At 70.4% G+C, this 16,380-nt stretch carries 15 protein-coding genes and 1 pseudogene; 10 read left to right on the forward strand and 6 right to left on the reverse strand.

Translation table 11 applies throughout. From position 1 onward, the window contains the following. A partial coding sequence (locus J0695_RS10790; protein ID WP_372445744.1) for a M20/M25/M40 family metallo-hydrolase occupies nt 1–216 on the reverse strand: 216 nt, incomplete at its 3' end. 11 nt (nt 217–227) lie between these two features. Between J0695_RS10790 and J0695_RS10795 the strand changes: the two are divergent. From J0695_RS10795 to J0695_RS10805, 3 genes and pseudogenes are all read left to right on the forward strand, one after another. Then, a pseudogene (locus J0695_RS10795) lies at nt 228–1,316 on the forward strand (M20/M25/M40 family metallo-hydrolase); the annotation flags it as partial. A 143-nt stretch (nt 1,317–1,459) separates the two neighbouring features. Beyond that, complete coding sequence (gene chpH / locus J0695_RS10800) at nt 1,460–1,693, forward strand: chaplin ChpH (RefSeq protein WP_206961691.1); 234 nt, start codon at nt 1,460–1,462, stop codon at nt 1,691–1,693. Between the two features lie 139 nt (nt 1,694–1,832). Beyond that, nucleotides 1,833–2,516 (forward strand): chaplin, encoded by a 684-nt coding sequence (locus J0695_RS10805; RefSeq protein WP_206961692.1) that lies wholly within the window; start codon nt 1,833–1,835, stop codon nt 2,514–2,516. Between the two features lie 63 nt (nt 2,517–2,579). On the opposite strand, the gene J0695_RS10810 is transcribed toward J0695_RS10805, so the two are convergent. After that, nucleotides 2,580–2,768 carry a DUF5703 family protein gene (locus J0695_RS10810; protein WP_030907692.1) on the reverse strand — a complete coding sequence of 63 codons (189 nt, stop codon included), beginning with the start codon at nt 2,766–2,768 and terminating at the stop codon, nt 2,580–2,582. Between the two features lie 47 nt (nt 2,769–2,815). Here J0695_RS10810 and J0695_RS10815 point away from each other — a divergent pair, with 47 nt between their 5' ends. Next, a complete protein-coding gene (locus tag J0695_RS10815) occupies nt 2,816–3,478 on the forward strand; it encodes a hypothetical protein (RefSeq protein ID WP_206961693.1) in 663 nt (220 codons plus the stop codon). 66 nt (nt 3,479–3,544) lie between these two features. Here J0695_RS10815 and J0695_RS10820 read toward each other — a convergent pair whose 3' ends face one another. Both J0695_RS10820 and J0695_RS10825 read right to left on the reverse strand, forming a co-directional pair. Next, nucleotides 3,545–5,788, reverse strand: coding sequence for a helix-hairpin-helix domain-containing protein (locus J0695_RS10820; RefSeq protein ID WP_307798554.1), 2,244 nt, complete (start codon nt 5,786–5,788; stop codon nt 3,545–3,547). Continuing rightward, a complete protein-coding gene (locus J0695_RS10825; protein ID WP_206961694.1) occupies nt 5,785–6,768 on the reverse strand; it encodes an aldo/keto reductase in 984 nt (327 codons plus the stop codon). Before J0695_RS10825 ends, J0695_RS10820 begins: the two co-directional genes overlap by 4 nt. A 129-nt stretch (nt 6,769–6,897) precedes the next feature. Between J0695_RS10825 and J0695_RS10830 the strand changes: the two genes are divergently transcribed. Then, a complete protein-coding gene (locus tag J0695_RS10830) occupies nt 6,898–7,947 on the forward strand; it encodes an LLM class F420-dependent oxidoreductase (protein ID WP_206961695.1) in 1,050 nt (349 codons plus the stop codon). 107 nt (nt 7,948–8,054) lie between these two features. On the opposite strand, the gene corA is transcribed toward J0695_RS10830, so the two are convergent. Further along, complete coding sequence (gene corA / locus J0695_RS10835; protein ID WP_206961696.1) at nt 8,055–9,047, reverse strand: magnesium/cobalt transporter CorA; 993 nt, start codon at nt 9,045–9,047, stop codon at nt 8,055–8,057. 47 nt (nt 9,048–9,094) lie between these two features. Here corA and J0695_RS10840 point away from each other — a divergent pair, with 47 nt between their 5' ends. The 5 genes from J0695_RS10840 (at nt 9,095) to J0695_RS10860 (ending at nt 15,698) form a co-directional block, all read left to right on the forward strand. Next, nucleotides 9,095–9,781 (forward strand): histidine phosphatase family protein, encoded by a 687-nt coding sequence (locus J0695_RS10840; protein WP_206961697.1) that lies wholly within the window; start codon nt 9,095–9,097, stop codon nt 9,779–9,781. A 63-nt stretch (nt 9,782–9,844) separates the two neighbouring features. After that, nucleotides 9,845–10,435, forward strand: coding sequence for a DUF3090 domain-containing protein (locus J0695_RS10845; protein ID WP_206961698.1), 591 nt, complete (start codon nt 9,845–9,847; stop codon nt 10,433–10,435). Continuing rightward, nucleotides 10,399–11,202, forward strand: coding sequence for an SCO1664 family protein (locus J0695_RS10850; protein ID WP_206961699.1), 804 nt, complete (start codon nt 10,399–10,401; stop codon nt 11,200–11,202). The genes J0695_RS10845 and J0695_RS10850 overlap by 37 nt, the downstream gene beginning before the upstream one ends. Nucleotides 11,203–11,308: 106 nt before the next feature. Next, nucleotides 11,309–12,538 (forward strand): cysteine--1-D-myo-inosityl 2-amino-2-deoxy-alpha-D-glucopyranoside ligase, encoded by a 1,230-nt coding sequence (gene mshC, locus J0695_RS10855; RefSeq protein ID WP_206961700.1) that lies wholly within the window; start codon nt 11,309–11,311, stop codon nt 12,536–12,538. A 109-nt stretch (nt 12,539–12,647) separates the two neighbouring features. Further along, nucleotides 12,648–15,698, forward strand: coding sequence for an NPCBM/NEW2 domain-containing protein (locus J0695_RS10860; RefSeq protein WP_206961701.1), 3,051 nt, complete (start codon nt 12,648–12,650; stop codon nt 15,696–15,698). A gap of 59 nt (nt 15,699–15,757) precedes the next feature. Here J0695_RS10860 and J0695_RS10865 read toward each other — a convergent pair whose 3' ends face one another. Further along, entirely contained in the window at nt 15,758–16,351 is a 594-nt protein-coding gene (locus tag J0695_RS10865; protein WP_206961702.1) for a hypothetical protein, read from the reverse strand. Nucleotides 16,352–16,380 lie beyond the last annotated feature (29 nt).

Here is a 16,380-nt window from a genome sequence, read left to right on the forward strand (position 1 = left end):
CCCGCGGCCCCACACACAGCCGTCCGCGATCTCCCCGGCGAAGGGGTGGTGCGTCCAGTCCTGCGCATTGGCCGGTACGACGTCGGTGTGCCCGTGGATCAGCAGCGCGGGCCGCGACGGGTCCTCGCCCTCGATCCGGGCCACGGTCGAGGCCCGCCCGGGATGGGACTCGAAGATCTGCGGCTCCAGGCCGACCTCGGCGAGCTTCTCCGCCACGTACTCGGCGGCGGCCCGCGCTGCTGATCCACGGGCACACCGACGTCGTACCGGCCAATGCGCAGGACTGGACGCACCACCCCTTCGCCGGGGAGATCGCGGACGGCTGTGTGTGGGGCCGCGGGGCCGTCGACATGAAGGACATGGACGCGATGACCCTCGCGGTCGTACGCGACAGGATGCGCAGCGGCCGCAAGCCCCCGCGCGACATCGTGCTCGCCTTCCTCGCCGACGAGGAGGCCGGCGGCACGTACGGGGCCCGGCATCTCGTCGACAAGCACCCGGACCTCTTCGAGGGCGTGACGGAGGCCATCGGCGAGGTGGGCGGCTTCTCCTTCACCGTCAACGAGAACCTGCGGCTGTATCTCGTGGAGACGGCCCAGAAGGGCATGCACTGGATGCGGCTCACCGTGGACGGCACCGCCGGGCACGGGTCGATGACCAACAACGACAACGCCATCACCGAGCTGTGCGAGGCCGTCGGACGCCTCGGCAACCACAAGTGGCCGGTGCGCGTGACCAAGACCGTGCGGTCCTTCCTCGACGAGCTCTCCGACGCACTGGGCACCCCGCTCGACCCGGAGGACATGGAGGCCACGCTCGCCAAGCTCGGCGGGATCGCCAAGATGATCGGCGCGACGCTGAAGAACTCGGCCGCACCGACCATGCTCGGCGCCGGGTACAAGGTGAACGTCATCCCCGGGCAGGCCACCGCCCATGTCGACGGGCGCTTCCTGCCGGGTTACGAGGAGGAGTTCCTCACCGACCTCGACAAGATCCTCGGCCCGCGGGTCAGGCGCGAGGACGTCCACGGCGACAAGGCGCTGGAGACCAGCTTCGACGGGGACCTGGTGGACGCCATGCAGGTGGCGCTGAAGGCGGAGGACCCGATCGCGCGCGCCGTGCCGTACATGCTCTCCGGCGGCACCGACGCCAAGTCCTTCGACGACCTCGGGATCCGCTGCTTCGGCTTCGCACCGCTGAAGCTGCCGCCGGAGCTGGACTTCGCCGGAATGTTCCACGGGGTCGACGAGCGGGTGCCCGTCGACGGGCTGAAGTTCGGCGTCCGTGTTCTGGACCGATTCCTGGACAAGTGCTGAAACGACACGCCAGGTAATCGGCCGCCCGTACTAATTGACTGGAAAGAGTGAAAGGGATCGTACGCTCGTAGCCGCATGGGTTCCGCCTCGTTACAGGTGGTGCAGTCCGCGGCTGGGACTGCATTTGCCTACTAGGAGGAACCATGATCAAGAAGGTCGTCGCTGCTGCGGCTGTCACTGGTGGTCTCGTGCTCGCTGGTGCGGGTATGGCCGTCGCCGATTCGGGCGCTCAGGGTGCCGCTGTGCACTCTCCCGGCGTCCTTTCGGGCAACGTCATCCAGGTGCCCGTTCACATCCCGGTGAACGCGTGCGGCAACACGGTCTCCGTGATCGGGCTGCTGAACCCCACCTTCGGCAACACCTGTGTCAACAACTGACGTTGAGCCCGAGCCTGTGAGGCTCTGAGCACCGGCGGCCCCGGAGTGCGCGCCATGCACTCCGGGGCCGCAGGGCATTCCGCCCGCCGGCAATCAGGCCTGCGGGCTTTCCGGAAGGCAGAAGGCAGGGAACCCACCTATGCGCCAGGTCACGAAAAAGGGCCTGATCACGATGGCGGCCGCGAGCGGTGTACTCGCCATGAGCGGCGGCTATGCGCACGCCGACTCGACGGCGAACGGAAACGCCTCGAATTCCCCCGGCGTGCTGTCGGGGAATTCCGTCGAGGTCCCGGTACACATCCCGGTCAATGCGTGCGGCAACACTGCCAATGTTGTCGGGCTGCTCAATCCGGCGGCCGGCAACAGCTGCTCCAACACCTCCGCCGCCTCCGCGAAGGGCGGCGGATCCACCGCCCGGGGCACGACCGGCAATTCGCCCGGCGTCGGCTCGGGCAACAAGATCCAGGTGCCGGTCGACGTCCCCGTGAACGCCTGCGGGAACAGCGTCACCATCGGCGGGCTCGGCAATGCCGCCCAGGGCAACGACTGCTCGAACGGCTCGCGCGCCGTCCCCCCGCCCGGGGTCGACAACCCGCCGAACCCCGGTACGCCGGGGACGCCGCAGCACCCGGGTACCCCCGGCACGCCGAGCACGCGTGCGATCCCCCCGAACGCCCCGGTGGCGCAGACCATCACCATGCCGAAGGCCACCGAGCAGCTGGCGGAGACCGGTGCCGGCTCGATCGAGCTGGCGGTCCCGGCCGCTGCGGGTCTGCTTCTCGCGGGCGCGGTTCTCTACCGCAGGGCGCGTTCAGCCGCCTAGCGGGCCGCTCGCGCAACACGGAATGACGGATCGGGCCCCGCTTCGGCGGGGCCCGATCCGTCTTCACCAGGTGGCGCGTACCTGACGAATGATCCGCCGGCGCAGCCGCACTCTGCGGCTGCCGTCCCGGTGCAGACTCAGTCGGTCCAACTCCCAGTGTCCGTACTCGGCGTGGTCGGTCAGCAGGCGGGTCGCATCCTTGCGGGAGACCCCGCGCGGGACGTACACGTCGACAAATTCGTATTCCGGCATCGCATCTATTGTGCAAGGAGAGGCCCGGTACGGATAGCGTCTGTCCCATGTCTGATGCTGCGCAGCTCACCGCTGCCGAGGTACGCGCCGCCGCCGAGTCGGTCAAAGCCGCGCTGGACCGTCACCTCGAGGCGGTCGAAGCCCGCACGGGTGAGGACGACCCGGCTGTCTACGACGCGTTCAACGCGCTCGCCGCGGCCGCGGAGGCCTACGACGAGAAGCTCTACGACCGCTACGACGAGGTCACGCCTTTCGAGATTCCCGGAGCCGACGACGCGCTTCCGCCGTACGGAGGGCCCGAGGAGCCTCATGCGCTCAGCGTCCTGATCCGCCGCGACTACGCGGTTGCCGAGCCGCAGCGGCTGCTCGCCCAGGCGCAGCGGATCGCCGATCTCGACCCCGATGCGGACTCGACGGCCGGCGGGGTGGTCGGCAGCAGCGTCCATGCCGCGGTCGGTGTGCTCTTCGGCGAGTACGAACCGGATGAAATCGCCTCCCGCCACAAGGAGTTCGGCCTTGAGGAGGGCGATTCGACGCTGTGGGTGTCGGCGGCGGACGAGCTGACGGAGCCGGGGGAGTGGCTCAACACCCCCTTCGACCAGGCCGATCCGACCCAGGTGGTGTGCCGCTTCGACGTCAGCTCCGTCTTCGACGAGGACGAGCTCCTCGACGACGAGGACGAGGACGTGCTGGAGGGCGAAGGGGTCTGACCGTCCGACCCCGCACGACATGATGGAGGGCTGGTACCGGGGCACCCGGTACCAGCCCTCCATCAGTTACTCGGCCGTCGGCCGCAGCAGCGTACGCAGCCGGGTCGTGCGTTCCTGTGCCGGTACGCCGGCCACCGCGTGCGGCAGCGCCTGCTCCACCCCGTGCACCACCGAAAGATGCCGCTCGCCGCGGCTGAAGGCGGTGTAGACCCACGGACGGCTGAGCGCCTGGGCGGCATCCCCGGGCAGGACGACGACCACGGCGGGCCAGCGCATGCCGGCCGCCTGGTGCGCGGTGAGCGCCCAGCCGTGCCGCAGCGCCGTCTCCACCTGCTCCTTCGGTACGACCACGGACGTGCCCGCGCAGTCCAGGTGCAGCCCCTGTGCGTCGGCCGAGACCACCGTCCCCGGCAACGTCCTGCCGGGCGCTGTCACATACGCGACGCGGTCGCCCGGGTCGAAACCGGCGAACCGGCCGGGCCCCGGGTTCAGCCGCTCCTTGAGCGCCGCGTTCAGGGCGCGGGTGCCGGCCGAACCGCCGTGGCCGGGGGTGATGACCTGGGTGTCGGACGACGGTACGCCGATGACCCTCGGCACGGAGTCCGCGACCAGCTGGACCGTACGGTGCACGGCCTCGCCCGCGTCGCGCACCGGGACGATGACGACTTCCCTGCCGGGTGCGTCGACCTGGTTCAGCTCGCCGATGCCGATGCCGGAGACCAGCTCGCCGATGGGTCCCGCGTCGGGCGTGCGCGAGGCGATCTGCGGGCACGCACGGGACGCCAGGAGATCGGCGAACACCTGGCCCGCACCGGCCGAACCGAGCAGGCCGGGGTCGCCGCTGAGGGTCAGCCGGCTGCCGTCGGGGAGCGACTCGACCAGCATCGCCGCTGTCTCGACGTCGAGTTGGGGGGAGTCCACGACCGCGAGCAGGTCCAGGGCGAACGCGCCGTCCCCGTCCCTGCCAGGGCCCTCGGCGCCGGAGAGCAGACCGGAGACGGTGACCGCGGCCGAGGCGTCGTCGAAGGCCGCGGCCAGGCGCTGCCTGCCGTCGGCACTGTGGGCGGCGGCGTATGCGCGCAGCCCGAGCGCACGGGCCGCGGCGACCAGCGCGGTCACCTCGGCGCGGGAGGCCTCGCCGCCTGTGTGGGCGACCAGTCCGTTCGCGGCGACCGCCCGGATCAGCTCTACGGCCGAAGGCGATGCGGAACCGCCGGTGACGGACTCCCAGTCCGGCCCGTCCTGCGGGGCGGGAGCGTTCGCGAGCCGGGCGAGTCCGTCGGCGAGGCTCTCCTCGGCCATCGCGTACCGCTCCAGGCCGAGCAGGATCCGTACCGGCTGCTCGGGCTCCTCCTCGCCCTCCTCCACGGGAGCGGGGGCGGGAGCGTCGTCAAGGGGGTCCTGGAAGACCAGCACGGTGCCGTCCTCGATCGCGCTCTGCAGGGCCTCGTCCGGGTCGGGTACGGATCGCTCGGCGAGCGCCGCCCGTACCGCCGACGACTCCAGTGCGGTGTGCCCCTGCAGGGCGGCCCGGTCGAGGAGCCAGCCGACCAGCGCGGCGGCCCGCCGCTCGTCACCGGGAGTGCATTCCGCGCCGAGCAGGGCCCGCGCGAAGGTGTCCGCCTGCTCGGGGCGCACGCCGGGGACGGAGAGGAGCTTCCAGGGGTCTTCGCGCAGCGCATCCGCCGCCTGTTCGCCGAGCGCCTCGGCGGCCTGCGCGGCAAGCGCCTCGGGCGCGCCGCCCTCGGCGAGCAGGGCGCTGACGGCGGAGACCGTGGACGGCGCGGCGGCGGCCGGGGCCATCGGTTCCTGCGTCCGCACGGGTGCGGGTGCGGACGCGGGCGCCTCGGGTTCGGGGCGGCGGGGCGCGGGTGCGGTCTGCGGGACGAAGGCGGGCTTCTCGCCGCTCTCCACGGCCCGTACGGCCGCGAGCAGATCGGCGGCCGTCCCGCTGAGCTTGGTGCCCGCGGCGACCGGCTCGGCCCGCTCGGCCTTGCGCTGCTCGATCTTGGCCCGCAACTCGCGCTGTGCGGCCAACTCGGCCTGCGCCTCGGACACCGCCGGGGCCGCGGCTGCAGCCCCGTCACCGGTATCGGTGGCGCTCTCGGTCCCGTCGGCCTCGGTCTCGGCCTCGGTCTCGGCGTCGGCCTCGGTCTCCGGTTCGGGATCCGTGGTGGCTCCGGTGTCCGGTGCGGATTCTGCTTCGGGGGTGGTGCCCGGGTCCGGCGCGGTGTCCGTTCCGGAGGGCTCGGTGTCCGGGCCGGCCTCGGCCTCGGTGCTGGCCTCGGTGGCGAGGCGGTCCGTACTCACAGCTCGGTCCAGTCCTGGTCGGGATAGCGGTGTATGGGCGCCGACACATCGTCGAGAGCCCGGCAGATCTCATCCGGAAGACTAAGCGCCTCCACTGACAATGCGGCCGTGAGCTGCTGCGCGTTGCGCGCGCCGACGATCGGGGCGACCACTCCGGGCCGGTCCCTGACCCAGGCGAGCGCGACCTCCAGCGGCGTGGTGGCGAGCCCGTCGGCGGCTATGGCGACGGCGTCCACGATCCGGCTGGCGGTCTCGTCGAGGTACGGCTCGACGAACGGCGCCAGCTGCTCCGAGCCGCCGCGCGAGTCCACGGGCGTGGCGTTGCGGTACTTGCCGGTCAGCACCCCGCGCCCCAGCGGCGACGAGGGCAGCAGGCCGACCCCCAGATCCAGCGCGGCAGGAAGCACCTCGCGCTCCACGCCGCGCTGCAGCAGCGAGTACTCCATCTGCGTGCTGGCGAGTCTGGTCCGTACACCCGGCGCGGCCAGCTGCCAGGTCGCCGCCTTCGCCAGCTGCCAGCCGGAGTAGTTCGAGACCCCCGCGTAGCGCGCCCGGCCGCTGCTCACCGCGATGTCCAGCGCCTGCAGCGTCTCGTCCAGCGGGGTCTCGGGGTCGAAGGCGTGCACCTGCCAGACATCGACGTAGTCGGTGCCAAGACGCTCCAGTGAGGCGTCGAGCGCGGACAGCAGGTGCCCGCGCGAGCCGTTGAAGCGGCGGTCCGGGTCCGGCACGCTGCCCGCCTTGGTCGCGATGACCAGGTCGCGCCGCGGAACCAGCCGCTCCACCAACTGTCCGAGCAGATACTCCGCTTCGCCGTCGCCGTACACATCGGCCGTGTCGACGAGGGTGCCGCCCGCCTCCCAGAACACCTTCATCAGTTCGGCGGCGTCGTGTTCGTCGGTGCCGCGCCCCCAGGTGAGGGTGCCGAGCCCTATCCGGGATACGCGCAGGCCCGTACGGCCGAGATGCCTCTGCTCCATGGGCGCTGAGATTACTGGCCAGGACCGCACTCGTTGGAAGCCTGTGGACAACTCGCCCCTGACGGATCGCACTTCTGCGCGTTAGAGTCCCCGTGACAGGGACGTTACTGATCGGTAAGGAGAGCGGCCATGCGGCTCGGAATCAACCTCGGGTACTGGGGCGCCGGGATGGACGGCGACAACCTCGCCGTGGCGCAGGAGGCAGACCGCCTCGGCTACGACGTCTGCTGGGCCGCCGAGGCCTACGGCTCCGACGTCCCCACCGTCCTGGCCTGGGTAGCAGCCCAGACGGAGCGCATCGACATCGGCTCCGCGATCATGCAGATCCCGGCCCGCCAGCCCGCGATGACCGCGATGACGGCCGCCACCCTCGACTCGCTCACCAAGGGCCGCTTCCGGCTCGGCCTCGGTGTGTCGGGACCCCAGGTCTCCGAGGGCTGGTACGGCGTCAAGTTCGACAAGCCGCTCTCCAGGACGCGCGAGTACGTGGAGATCGTCCGCAAGGCCATGTCCCGCGAGCGGCTCAGCTACGAGGGTCAGCACTGGACCCTTCCGCTGCCGGAAGGACCGGGCAAGCCGATCAAGCTGACCGTCCACCCCGAGCGTGAGCACATCCCGCTCTACATCGCCGCGATCGGCCCCAAGAACCTTGAGCAGACCGGTGAGATCGCCGACGGCGCGCTGCTGATCTTCCCGTCCGCGGACCACCTCGAGGACACCGCGATCAAGCACATCCGCGCGGGCCGCGAGAAGGCCGGCAAGACCATGGAGGGCTTCGACGTCTGCCCGACGCTGCCGCTCGCGCTCGGCGACGACGTGCACGCGCTGGCCGACATGTTCCGTCCGTACACCGCGCTGTACGTGGGCGGCATGGGCAGCCGCAAGCAGAACTTCTACAACCAGCTCGCCCAGCGCATGGGGTACGAGAAGGAGGCCGCCGAGATCCAGGACAAGTACCTGACCGGCGACAAGACCGGCGCGGCCGCCGCCGTACCGCACCAGCTCATCGACTCGACCACGCTGCTCGGCACGGTGGACCGCATCGCCGAGCGGATGCAGGCGTACGCCGCGGCCGGGGTCACCACCCTGACGCTGGCTCCGGCCGGCTTCACCCTGGACGAGCGGGTGGCGGCGCTGCGGGCGGGCACCGAGGCGCTGGAGCGCGCGGGTCTCGCGTAACGCGAGAGACAAAGAAAAAGCTCTGCGGCCGTGGTGGGGGCTCGGGGGGTCTTCCCCGCCACGGCCGTCACGCAGCACAACGCCTCACGGGCGCGGGGGTTACGGCACTACAGCCATCCGCGCCGTTTGAACTGCCGGTAGAGGCCGAAGACGATCGTGGCCATCAGCAGGATCACCGCCGGGTACGACCACGTCCATGTCAGCTCCGGCATGTGGTCGAAGTTCATTCCGTAGATCCCCGCGACCATCGTCGGCACGGCCGCCATCGCCGCCCACGCCGAGATCTTCCGCATGTCGTCGTTCTGCCGCACACCCATCTGGGCCAGATGAGCGGAGAGGATGTCCGAGAGCAGCCGGTCGAGCCCGTCCACCTGCTCGTTGGCGCGGGTCAGATGGTCGCTGACGTCCCTGAAGAAGGGCTGCGCCCGCTCGTGCACGAACGGCACTCCCGCGCCCGAGAGCCGGTCCATGGGGGCGGCCAGCGGGCCGCTGGCGCGCCGGAATTCGAGCACCTGGCGCTTGAAGGTGTAGATCCGCGACGCGGTGTTCTTCGCATCGCCGCCGTTCGGGGCGAACACCTCCGCCTCCAGCTCCTCCAGGTCGGTCTGGAGCTCCGCCGCCACGTCGATGTAGTGGTCCACGACGGCGTCGCTCACCGCGTACAGCACGGCGGTCGGTCCGTGGACGAGCACCTTCGGGTCGTGCTCCAGACGCTTCCGTACGGCGGCCAGCGGTGCGCCCTCGCCGTGTCTGACCGTCACGACGAAGGAGTCGCCGACGAAGATCATCAGCTCCTCCGTCGTCACGGTGTCGCTCTCCGCCTCGTACACCACCGGCTTCAGCACCACGAAGAGTGAGTCGTCGTACACCTCCAGCTTGGGTCGCTGATGGGCGCTGAGCGCATCCTCGACAGCCAGCGGATGCAGCCCGAACTCGCTTGTGACCAGGGAGAACTCCTCCTCGGTCGGCTCGTGCATCCCGAGCCAGAGAAAGGAGTCCCCCTCCGCACGCGCCTTGTCGAGGGCTTCGGAGTAGTCCGTGGGCCCCTCGGTCCTGCGGCCGTTCCGGTAAATGGCGCTGTCGACAATCACGGCGCGCATTCTTCCCGCTCGGAGGCGTGTTCGCACCCGCGGCTAGGCTGACGCCCATGGCCACGCTGATCCTCGTCCGGCACGGACGCTCCACCGCCAACACCTCCGGGGTGCTCGCCGGACGCACCCCCGGCGTCCGACTCGACGAACGCGGACTCGCGCAGGCCGCAGGTCTGCCGGAGCGTCTCGCCGACGTGCCGCTGGCCGCCGTCGTCGCCAGCCCGCTGGAGCGCTGCCGGGAGACCGTGCAGCCGCTCCTGGACGCCAGGCCGGGCCTCGCCCTGCACACGGAAGAGCGGATCAGCGAGTGCGACTACGGCGACTGGTCGGGACGCAAACTCGCCGAGCTCTCCGAGGAGCCGCTGATGGGCGTGGTGCAGCAGCACCCGTCCGCGGCCACGTTCCCCGGCGGCGAGTCGATGCCGGCCATGCAGGCGCGCGCGGTGGCCGCCGTACGCGACTGGAACGCGCGGATCGAGGCCGAGCACGGCGAGGACGCGGTGTACGCCATGTGCTCGCACGGCGATGTCATCAAGTCGGTCGTCGCCGACGCCCTCGGCATGCATCTTGATCTCTTCCAGCGCATTCACGTCGACCCGTGTTCCCTCACCGCCATCCGCTACACCCGGCTGCGCCCTTTTCTCCTGCGCCTCGGCGACACCGGCGAGTTCGGTTCGCTGGCGCCGCGGGACAGTGGCACCGGCGCGGACGCCGCGGTGGGCGGTGGCGCGGGGGCGCCGTGATCGCTGGGCGCAGTAGGGTGGTCGGGCCGTTGACAGCCCCTTTCGAACCTCTGGAGACAGAACGTGTCCCGTCAGGTGTTCTTCTACGATCCGCCGGACCGCTTCGTGGCCGGTACGGTCGGGCTGCCTGGACGCCGGACGTTCTTCCTGCAGGCCTCGTCCGGCCCCCGCACCACCAGCGTCGCCCTGGAGAAGACCCAGGTCGCGGCCCTCGCCGAACGCATTGACGAGCTCCTGGACGAGGTGGTGCGCAGGACCGGCGGCAATTCCCCGGTGCCCGCTGTCGCCCCGGCCGACATCGGCGACACCGCGCCACTGGACGCCCCCGTCGAGGAGGAGTTCAGGGTCGGCACGATGGCGCTGGCCTGGGACGGCGACGAACAGCGCATGATCATCGAGGCGCAGGCGCTCGTCGAACTGGACGCGGAGTCCGACGAGGACCTCGCCGAGGCCGAGGAGCGCATGCTCCAGGACGACGAGAACGGCCCGCCGATGCTGCGGGTACGCCTCACCGGGGTCCAGGCCAGGGCCTTCGCCAAGCGTGCGCTCGACGTCGTCAACGCGGGCCGGCCGCCGTGCCCGTTGTGCAGCCTGCCGCTCGACCCGGAGGGACACGTATGCCCGCGTCAGAACGGATACCGCCGCTCCTCCTGAAGGGTGAGCTGACGGTACGCGGCCGGATCCGCGAGGCATCGAACGCGGTGCTGTACTGCATGGTCTCGTACGAGGGCGCCGAGGCGGCCTGCGTATACAAACCGGTGGCAGGCGAGCGCCCGCTCTGGGATTTCCCGGACGGGAACCTCGCCCAGCGCGAGGTGGCCGCGTACGAGATCTCCGAGGCGACGGGGTGGGGCCTGATCCCGCCCACGGTGCTGCGCGACGGGCCGTACGGCGAAGGCATGGTCCAGCTCTGGATCGAGACGGACGAGTCGCCCGCCGAGCCGCTCCTCGCCCTGGTCGACGAGGAGGAGCCGGCGGAGGGCTGGAAGGCGGTCGCCCTGGCGGAGGTCGGGGAGGGCCGTACGGCCCTGCTGGTCCACGCGGACGACGCCAGGCTGCGCCGGCTCGCGGTCCTGGACGCCGTGATCAACAACGGTGACCGTAAGGGCGGCCATCTGCTGACCGGCACGGACGGGCGGCTCCTCGGCATCGATCACGGAGTGACCTTCAACACCGAGGACAAGCTGCGGACGCTGCTGTGGGGGTGGGCGGGGGAGGCGCTGACGGCTGAAGCCGTCGGGGTCCTGGAGCGGCTGGGTGCCGATCTGGCGCCCGGTGAGGCGCTTGCCGCCCGGATGGGCGAGCTGATCACTTCTGCGGAGGTGGAGGCGCTCAGGGGGCGGGTCTCGGAGCTTCTGCGCACCGGGCTGCACCCGGCCCCGTCCGGGGAGTGGCCCTCGATCCCCTGGCCTCCGGTCTGAGGGGTCCTGCGAAGCCTGGGGTGGATGGGGTACGCAAGAAGGCGTAATCGGCCATGGTCCTGGATCCGGTTCGTATCCGGAACACACGTCCGGTTACGCTCATGACATGCATGCCTGGCCCGCTTCTGAGGTCCCCGCCCTGCCTGGCAAGGGCCGCGACCTCCGGATCCACGACACCGCGACCGGCGGACGGATCACTCTTGACCCCGGTCCCGTAGCCCGCATTTATGTCTGCGGCATTACGCCGTACGACGCGACCCACATGGGTCATGCGGCGACCTACAACGCGTTCGACCTCGTTCAGCGCGTGTGGCTCGACACCAAGCGGCAGGTTCACTACGTCCAGAACGTCACCGACGTCGACGACCCGCTCCTGGAGCGCGCCATCCGCGACGGCATCGATTGGACCGGCCTCGCCGAGCGCGAGACCGCTCTCTTCCGCGAGGACATGACAGCCCTCCGGATGCTCCCCCCGAAGCACTACATCGGAGCCGTGGAGGCCATACCGGGGATCGTGCCGCTCGTCGAGCGGCTGCGGGACTCGGGGGCCGCCTACGAGCTCGAAGGCGACGTCTACTTCTCCGTCGAGAGCGACGCCCACTTCGGTGAGGTGTCCAACCTGGACGCCGAAGCGATGCGGATCCTCTCCGCCGAGCGCGGCGGAGACCCGGACCGTCCGGGCAAGAAGAACCCGCTCGACCCGATGCTCTGGATGGCCGCCCGCGAGGGCGAGCCGAGCTGGGACGGCGGCTCCCTCGGCGCCGGCCGGCCCGGCTGGCACATCGAGTGCGTGGCCATCGCCCTGGATCACCTGGGGATGGGCTTCGACGTGCAGGGCGGCGGCTCCGACCTCGCCTTCCCGCACCACGAGATGGGTGCGTCGCACGCCCAGGCGCTGACCGGGGAACACCCGTTCGCCCAGGCGTACGTACACGCCGGGATGGTCGCCCTCGACGGCGCGAAGATGTCCAAGTCCAAGGGCAACCTGGTCTTCGTCTCCACGCTCCGCAGGGACGGCGTCGACCCCGCCGCCATCCGCCTCGCGCTGCTCTCGCACCACTACCGGTCCGACTGGGAGTGGACCGACCAGGTACTCGCCGACGCCGTCGAGCGGCTCGCTCGCTGGCGTGCCGCCGTCTCGCGCCCGGACGGACGGTCCGCCGACGCGCTGGTCGAGGAGATCCGCGCGGCTCTCGCCGACGATCTGGACGCCCCGGCCGCACTGGCTGCCGTGGACCGCTGGGCCGAACTCCAGAACGCCGAAGGCGGCAGTGACGAGGGCGCGCCCGGCCTCGTCTCGCGCTCGGTCGACGCGCTGCTCGGAGTGGCGCTGTAACGGCTCGTTCATACGCTGGGAACGGCAGGCCCCCGACTTCTTCACGAAGTCTGGGGCCTGCCCTGTTTTGTCCATGGTCAAGTGCTCGTTACTGCGCTAAAAGCGCTCTATGCAATCATCAACGCGCATCAGAGCGGCGGCAGTTGCAGCCCTGCTCGGTCTGCTGGCGGTCTTCGCCGGACCGGGCAGCGCAACTGCCGACACGACCGCCGCAGCCGATACGGCCGTGGGAGACGTCACCGGCTTCTCCGCGGACGGCTCCGTCTTCCATCTGAAGGCAGGCGCGGCGGAAGCCCGCGTCAGCTTCGTCTCCGACGAGACCTTCCGCCTCGAACTCGCCCCCGACGGTACGTTCACCGACCCCACCGGCACGGACATCGTCCTGCCGCAGGGCAAGCCGCCACGCACCCACTGGAAGGACAGGGGTGACCGTTACGAACTGAGCACCGACCGGGTCACCCTGCGCGCCTACAAGTCCCCGCTCCGCTTCGCGCTGTTCCGCGCCGACGGCACCCAGGTCTGGGCCGAGTCCAAGCCGCTCAGCTGGAGCGCGGACACCACCACCCAGACCCTGGCCCGAGGCGCCGATGAGCAGTTCTACGGCGCGGGGATGCAGAACGGCCGGGGCAACACCTCGCACCGCGGCCAGACGGTCGAGGTCGGCGTCGACTACAACTGGGACGACGGCGGGCACCCCAACTCGGTCCCGTTCTACCTCTCCACGGCCGGCTACGGGGTCTACCGGAACACGTACGCCCCGAACACATACGCCTTCAACGACCCGGTCACCGCGAGCGCCAAGGAGCAGCGCTTCGACGCGTACTACTTCGCCGGCGCGAGCTCCAAGGACGTCATCGGCCAGTACACCAAGCTCACCGGCAAGCCCTTCATGCCGCCGATCTACGGCCTGGAGAACGGCGACGCCGACTGCTACCTGCACAATGCCAACCGCGGCGAGCGCCACACCCTGGACGCCCTGGACATCGCCGACGGCTTCGTCGGCAACGACATGCCCAACGGCTGGATGCTCGTCAACGACGGCTACGGCTGCGGTTACGAGAACCTCGCCGAGACCTCCAAGGGCCTGGGCGAGCGCAAGACGAAGCTCGGCCTGTGGACCCAGGACGGCATCGACAACCTCGCCCAGCAGGTGAAGGACGGCCAGCGCGTCGCCAAGCTCGACGTGGCATGGGTCGGCAGCGGCTACAAGTTCGCGCTCGACGGCTGCAAGGCCGCGTACCAGGGCATCGAGGACAACAGCGACGCACGCGGCCTCACCTGGGCCCCCGAGAGCTGGGCGGGCGCGCAGCGCTGCGGAGTGCAGTGGTCCGGCGACCAGACCGGCAGCTGGGACTTCATCAGGTGGCAGATCCCCACGTACGCCGGTTCGACCATGTCAGGACTCGCCTACACGACGAGCGACGTGGACGGGATCTTCGGCGGCAGTCCCAAGACGTACACCCGTGATCTGCAGTGGAAGTCCTTCCTGCCCGCGATGATCACGATGGACGGCTGGGCGGCGAGCGACAAGCAGCCCTACCGGCAGGGCGAGCCGTACGTCTCCATCAACCGCAAGTACCTCAAGCTCAAGGAGTCGCTGCTGCCGTACATGTACTCCTACGCGCACGAGGCGAACACCACCGGCGTCGGCCCGGTCCGCCCGCTCGCCCTGGAGTACCCGGACGACCCGACGGCGGCCACGGACGCGGCCAAGTACGAGTTCCTGACCGGCGAGGACTTCCTGGTCGCGCCCGTCTACGAGGACACCGACACCCGCGACGGGATCTACCTCCCCAAGGGCACCTGGATCGACTACTGGTCGGGACGCACCTACCAGGGCCCGACAACCGTCAACGGCTACAGCGCCCCGCTCGACACCCTGCCGCTCTTCGTCAAGGCCGGGGCGAACGTGCCGATGTGGCCCGGCATCAGGTCGTACGCCGACCGCACCGCGAACTCCCCGCTCGCCTGGGACATCTACCCGCAGGGCAAGACGTCCTTCGACCTGTACGAGGACGACGGCGTGACCCGGCAGAACCGTGAAGGGAAGTACGCCACCCAGCGCGCCGAGGTCGACGCGCCGCGCTCGGGGGCCGGGGACGTGACCGTCCGGATCGGCGCCAGCAAGGGGAACTTCCAGGGCAAGCAGACCACGCGGCCCTACCAGTTCACCGTGCACACAGGCGACGCCCCGAGCAAGGTAGAGCTCGGCCACCGCAAGCTGCCGCGGCTCACCTCGCAGGCGGCGTACGACAAGGCCTCGCAGGGCTGGTTCTACGACCGGGACGACCGGGGCGGCGTCGTCAAGGTCAAGACCGCTTCGCTGCGTACGGACAAGGCCTTCGAGCTGGAGCTGAAGGACGCTGCCGCGGTCGGCGGCGCACGGCCCGGCGCGGCCGCGACCCTCGCTGTCGCTCCCGGCCAGGAGCTCGGCGCGGGCGTGGCGGGCAAGGTCGCGGTCGACGTGACCGCGGGCAACAGCGACGCCACCGGCGCGGATGTCACCCTTCAGGCCCCCGAGGGCTGGAGTGTCGCGCCTGCGGCGACCGTCGCACGGATCCCGGCCGGCACCACCCGGCGCGTCGAGGTGGCCGTCACCCCGGCCAAGGACGCGACACCGGGGGACACCACGCTCACCGCGGTCGCCCGCTACAGGGCCGCGGGCCAGGACCGTACGTCCACCCAGCGGTTCGGGGCCTCCGTCATGCCGGAGCCGCCGACCGCCGACACCTGGGCGAGCGATCTGACCTGGCTGAAGTCCACCAACGGGTACGGTCCCGCCGAACGGGACCGCTCCAACGGGGAGTCGGGCGCGGCCGACGGCCACCCCCTGACGCTCGCGGGGACGACGTACCCCAAGGGGATCGGCACCCACGCCGACTCCGACATCGAGGTCTACCTCGGCGGGCGCTGCACCTCGCTCACCGCCGACGTAGGCATCGACGACGAGATCAACGGCTATGGGGAGGTGGCCTTCTCCGTCGAGGCGGACGGAAAGGTGCTGTGGACCTCGCCGAAGGTGACCGGGGCCTCGGCGGCCGTACCGGTGGATGTGCCGCTGGACGGTGCGCGGCATGTGCATCTGAAGGTGACCGACACCAACGGGTCGAAGACCGGTGACCACGGCGACTGGGCCGGCGCGAAGTTCAGCTGCGCCTGACATGGTGCGGGCGCCGGCCGGGTCCTGCCCGGTCGGCGCCCTCTGTGCGGGAGCTGGCGCTACTGCTTGTTCACCACGACGGCGGTGACGACGCTGGTGACGTTGTCGTAGAAGCCGATGACCTGCTGCCCGAAGGCGAAGGCTTCCTGGACCTCGTCATGGGTGACCTGGTTGGGGTTGGTCAGCGGACGCCAGGCGTTGTCGATGAACAAGTACAGGATCGAGGGCTGACCCGGGAGCGGGGTCACGACGTCCCAGAACTTCGTGGCGATGCCACTGGTGAGGGCCTGGCTGTCGACCGCACTCGGGAGGATCAGGGGCTGGCCCATCTGCTGCATGCCGGACTGCTGTCCGGACTGCTGTCCGGACTGCGGCTGCTGGAACTGCTGTTGCTGACCCTGCTGCTGTCCGAGCTGCTGGAGCAGCTGCTGGAAGGGCTGCTGCTGGCCGAGGTGGGAGAGCTGCTGCTGGATCTGCGGCGGCAGTTGCTGCTGCCCATAACCCTGCTGGCCCTGCCCGTACCCCTGCTGGCCCTGCCCGTACTGCTGCTGGCCGGAGGACTGCGGCGGCGAGGTGCTGGGGCCCTGCTGCTGGCCCTGCTGGCCCTGCTGCTGTCCGTAGCTCTGCTGACTCATCTGCGGGGTGGTGCTCATGCGGGTGTCACCTTCCCTTGTGATTCGGT

The sequence above is a fragment of the Streptomyces beijiangensis genome (assembly GCF_017315755.1).
Taxonomy (GTDB): domain Bacteria; phylum Actinomycetota; class Actinomycetes; order Streptomycetales; family Streptomycetaceae; genus Streptomyces; species Streptomyces beijiangensis.